This is a genomic window from Nostoc sp., from assembly GCF_041747015.1.
GTDB lineage: Bacteria > Cyanobacteriota > Cyanobacteriia > Cyanobacteriales > Nostocaceae > Nostoc.
This window is the reverse complement of record NZ_JBGTFY010000299.1, coordinates 1-4,247: the sequence shown is the minus strand read 5'-3', so window position 1 is coordinate 4,247 and position 4,247 is coordinate 1. Positions and strand designations below refer to the sequence as shown.

The following is a 4,247-nucleotide window of genomic DNA, read 5'->3' as shown; positions in this document are numbered from 1 at the left end:
TTCCCATCCCGAAGATCCAGACTTCCATTCATCTATTCAGGAGAATCTAAAACAGCTTTCTGCTCAGTTGGGATCTCCTTTGGACGAATTATCAGTCATGGAAATATACCAGAATGCGTGCGATCTACTGAGCCACGTTTCTCCATCACCTCTTACTCTTGCCCGCGTTGCAGGAACATTACTGGTCTACCGAGTCAAGGACACAGAACCGGAAGAATTTGAGTGGTTCAGCACCCAAGTGAAACAATGTCTGGACGAAGAAGAAGTTGAAGAGTTGATTGAATCAATACATCGCACAGATGCTTTGTAATCGCTGAAAAAGCGGGAGTCACGCCCACATCGGATACCGCCGCATTATCGAGAGTAATTCCACTGCATTAGCTTGAGGCGTATACACAGTTTCCCCAGACAGCGCAATCACAATCCTTTGCCGCCTCGCCCACTCAAAGGGAGCGATCACAGTAGACTTGGCCTGTTGTGCCTCCGGCTTCCTCCCTTCCTTGCAAGCTGCCACAAACACGGCTTCCGTTGACTTGACTCCCTTCCAAGTGCGTAACGCTTCTTTGAGATAGGCGATCGCACAGTTTTAGGATGAGCCAGTGGCAAAAATAACCTTATTTCTTTAGTTCGGTTCCACTCTCAGATAAAACTGCGTACTCACAAACTTAGTATCTCTCTTGGTTGGATCTACGTTTTCTACTACCTCAGTTTTACCTACAGCAATCAAACCTTGACCGAAAATTTCGCTTGTTGCTGCGTCAAGTTGTTTTTGTGTTGCACCCGTTTGACTCAAATCGATTGACGAAACTTGAGAAATCTTCGGCTTATTCAAAACCAGATTATCTGTGGAGAAGCAAGGAGTTGTGATGCAACGAATGCCATTGTCTTTAACTCCCACAAAAGTACCTTTTGCCGGGGAATTTGTCGCGGCATAGAAGGCTTCTTTAACTCTCAAATTCCCAAACTCACCGAATCCAGGAAATTCCACTGGAACTATGTTACCTCTGAGGATCACACGGCTACCTTCATCATTTTGGATTTTGACCAGTTCGTAAGGCGATACTTTCAGGGAACTCCAATCAATTGCAGACACATAGCATTCGGAGCGAAAAACACCATCTAAGCAAGGAGTAGCTTTCAAGTTGACTTGCTTGATAAAATATCCACCGCATATTGGAGAAGCACATTTGCGAAAATCTCTTCGCGCCATGTAATATCCCCACTGTGGAAACTCTTGGTTTTTGACACTGACTGCAACAGAATCAGTAGTCTCTGGAGCAGAAATATTTTGCGCCGATACTTTGGAGAAAAATCCGTTGGTGACTATTATTGCACCTAATAGAGGAATAATTGAGGCTTTGTAGTTCAATGATTGTTTGTTCATAGTAGTTTTCGATTTTATTTGAGGGTTAAATACCTTTGTTAAAAGCAGAGTTGACAGCATTTCTGGCAAAACCTGACAAAATACCTGTACACAAACTCGTAGTTGGCAAAGTAGATTGGAATACCATAACTCTTACACTACTGACAATAGGTTAAAAAACCTTGCAGGAAACCTTAAAGGAATTTTAAGAACTCATTGTTTTTGCCAACTTTATCCCAGAACCACCTGACTGTACGCCCAATCTCTACATTTAGCCAAAACTGCGATGGCGCGATCGCACAACAACAGCAAAAGCCGACTCAATATTCTGCTTGTAGGCGATCGCCGAATACACAAACTTCAACAGAAATCTTGTGTTACAGTCCGTAAAAGCTCATACTAAAGCTGTATGTGACATAAACCCTCGCTTTCACTAGCCATGCCTCAAGACTTCTCCGGCCAAAATCTCAGAGGTCATTCGTTCAAGGGTCAAGACCTTGTAGGGGGAAACTTTAGCTATGCAGATATTAGAGGGGCAGATTTTAGTGGATCTAATTTGAGAGGAGCGAATTTTACAGGAGCAACAGCAGGGCTATTAATGCGTGAGGTTGTACTTTTAGTAACTATTCCATGTTTGCTATCTTTGCTTGCTGCATTTTCTTCTAGTTTAGCCAGCATAATTGTTTCTACAAATATTGAACCAAATTTTTTTCTATTTCGCGGCAGCATTATTTTGATATTTTTAATTATCCTGTCTATTACCAATACTCAATGCGGAATATTGGCATTTGGAATAGCATTGACAATTATATTAACTGTGACTGCTGCTATAGCTGTGATTGTAACTTTTTTAGGGCAGGTTCAAGGAACTGTTGCTTTAACTTTAGGTATAATTGGTTCTATTGTAATAACTATTGTAAGTGCAGCAACTACGGGAGGGGCTGTTTCTGTAGTAGGTAAGAGTGGAATAATTAGCGTTGCTACTACAAATTTACTGGGAGTTGGAATTGCTATCCGAATTTTTGCTCCCCAAATAACTATTATTAGTATTACAGATTTATTGATTAATGTAATTGCTATTGGATTGGGAATTGGGCAAGGTAGTTACATCATTAACAAAGCATTGGTTGGATCTGAAAAGTTTTCCATTTTACGTCCAATTACGCTTGCTTGGGTAACTACTGGTGGTACTAGATTTCGTAATGCTGATTTAACCAATGCTAATTTCACAAATGCCGTACTCAAAGGTACAGACTTTAGAAATGCTATCACGATACATACTCGTTTTCAACAAGCAAAAATGCTTAATTATGTTCGTCCGGGAAAAAGTTATCTTCACAAGGTAGAAGTGCGCCAGTTACTAATTACAGGGCAGGGTCAAGACAAAAACTTTGACTACCAAAATCTACGCGGAGCCAATTTACAAGGAGCAAACCTAACAGATGCCAGTTTCATCGGTGCAAACTTAAACGAAGCTAACCTGCAAGACGCAGACTTAACTAGAGCCAAGCTAGTGCAAACCCAACTCGACGGCACAGACTTTACAGGTGCAAATCTTACCGGGGCATACATTGAAGACTGGAACATCACCACTGACACCATTTTTGACGGGGTGCGGTGCGAGTACGTTTATATGCGCCTGCCCACTCCAGACAACCCAGACCCTCACCGCAAACCGGACAACAGGCAGGAAGTGTTTGCAGATGGAGAATTTGGTGATTTCATCAAGCCAATCTTCGACACGCTCGACCTGTACCATAACCAAGGTATTGACCCAAGAGCGATCGCTATCTCGTTCAAGCAGCTAGCAGAGAATCACCCCGAAGCAGATTTGCGGATTGTTGGGATGGAAGTACGTGGTGAGGACAAATTTCTGCTCCGTGCCAAAACAGCGATCGCGGCTGATAAATCTGAACTGAGTGCCGAGTATTTCGCTACCTATAATCAGTTAAAAGCTCTGGCAGAACAAGAAGTTAAAGCACTTATCGCTGAGAAGGATGGCAGAATTGCTGATTTACAGAATATGGTAGTGACAGCACTACAGCGTCCCAGCTTTTATTCAAACGTTGAGCAGGTAGGTTTTATGACTAACAATCCCGGTGGCTTTTCAGTTGGTGGTTCAGTTGATGGCGATATTAATAATGTTCAGGGTGAAAATAACCAACAAAGGGTAAGTAATAAAAGCTCTAGTTTTAACTTACAAGGCGCTCAATTTGCAGGTGGTCTAGTCAATGCTGATACCGTAAACGCCCAACAAATCGGCGGCAACATCACCAACTATAATCCAGAGCAAAAGCAGAACCTTGCCCAAGCCGCAGCAGAGATTCAGCAGCTTCTCAACCAACTAAGCCAAACATATCCCACGACTACGACATCACAGAAAATGAGTGTCGTGGCTAAAGCTGTGGATGAGATTGAGAGTAACCCAACACTGAAAGCACGAGTGATAGGTGCGTTGAAGGCTGGGGGAACGGAAGCATTTAAAGAGTTAATCGACCATCCTTTAGTAAATATTCTGTTGGCTTCCATCGATGGGTGGCAGGAGGCGGAGTAGTTTGTTAGCAACAGATGAAGCAGAGGGGTTAGCTGGTGATGGCGAATGAGGAGCATCTGGCGATATTAAGGCAAGGGGTGGAGGTTTGGAATGAGTGGAGAGAGAAAGTTTTTGACGTAAATATAAACCTAAATAGCGCTAATCTTAGTGCAATGAATTTATTTATGTTTAATCTTAACAATATCTGCCTTACAGCAGTTTGCGAACAAACCAGCCACAAGAAGAGCTATCTAAATAGGCTCAAAAAATAAACCACAATGATTAAACCAATTAAGAGCATTTTCATCAGTAATAGCATTAACAGCCATAGTAATTACTTCATCAAGGGCT

The 4,247-nt window shown here is 42.3% G+C and carries 5 protein-coding genes; 3 read left to right on the top strand and 2 right to left on the bottom strand.

Annotated features, from left to right (window positions below; genetic code table 11):
* A partial coding sequence (locus ACEW80_RS24015; RefSeq protein WP_373528996.1) for a hypothetical protein occupies nucleotides 1-310 on the top strand: 310 nt, incomplete at its 5' end.
* Nucleotides 311-328: 18 nt separating this feature from the next.
* Here the strand turns inward: ACEW80_RS24015 and ACEW80_RS24010 are convergent.
* Both ACEW80_RS24010 and ACEW80_RS24005 read right to left on the bottom strand, forming a co-directional pair.
* On the bottom strand, nucleotides 329-514 hold the full coding sequence (locus tag ACEW80_RS24010) for a hypothetical protein (protein WP_373528995.1): 186 nt from the start codon (nucleotides 512-514) through the stop codon (nucleotides 329-331).
* Between the two features lie 108 nt (nucleotides 515-622).
* Nucleotides 623-1,384, bottom strand: coding sequence for a DUF6748 domain-containing protein (locus ACEW80_RS24005; protein ID WP_373528994.1), 762 nt, complete (start codon nucleotides 1,382-1,384; stop codon nucleotides 623-625).
* A gap of 201 nt (nucleotides 1,385-1,585) precedes the next feature.
* On the opposite strand from ACEW80_RS24005, the gene ACEW80_RS24000 reads away from it, so the two are divergent.
* Together ACEW80_RS24000 and ACEW80_RS23995 are read left to right on the top strand one after the other, a co-directional pair.
* Nucleotides 1,586-1,753, top strand: a complete 168-nt coding sequence (locus tag ACEW80_RS24000) for a hypothetical protein (protein ID WP_373528993.1) — start codon at nucleotides 1,586-1,588, stop codon at nucleotides 1,751-1,753.
* A 49-nt stretch (nucleotides 1,754-1,802) separates the two neighbouring features.
* Nucleotides 1,803-3,917, top strand: coding sequence for a pentapeptide repeat-containing protein (locus tag ACEW80_RS23995; protein WP_373528992.1), 2,115 nt, complete (start codon nucleotides 1,803-1,805; stop codon nucleotides 3,915-3,917).
* The last annotated feature ends 330 nt before the right edge of the window (nucleotides 3,918-4,247 follow it).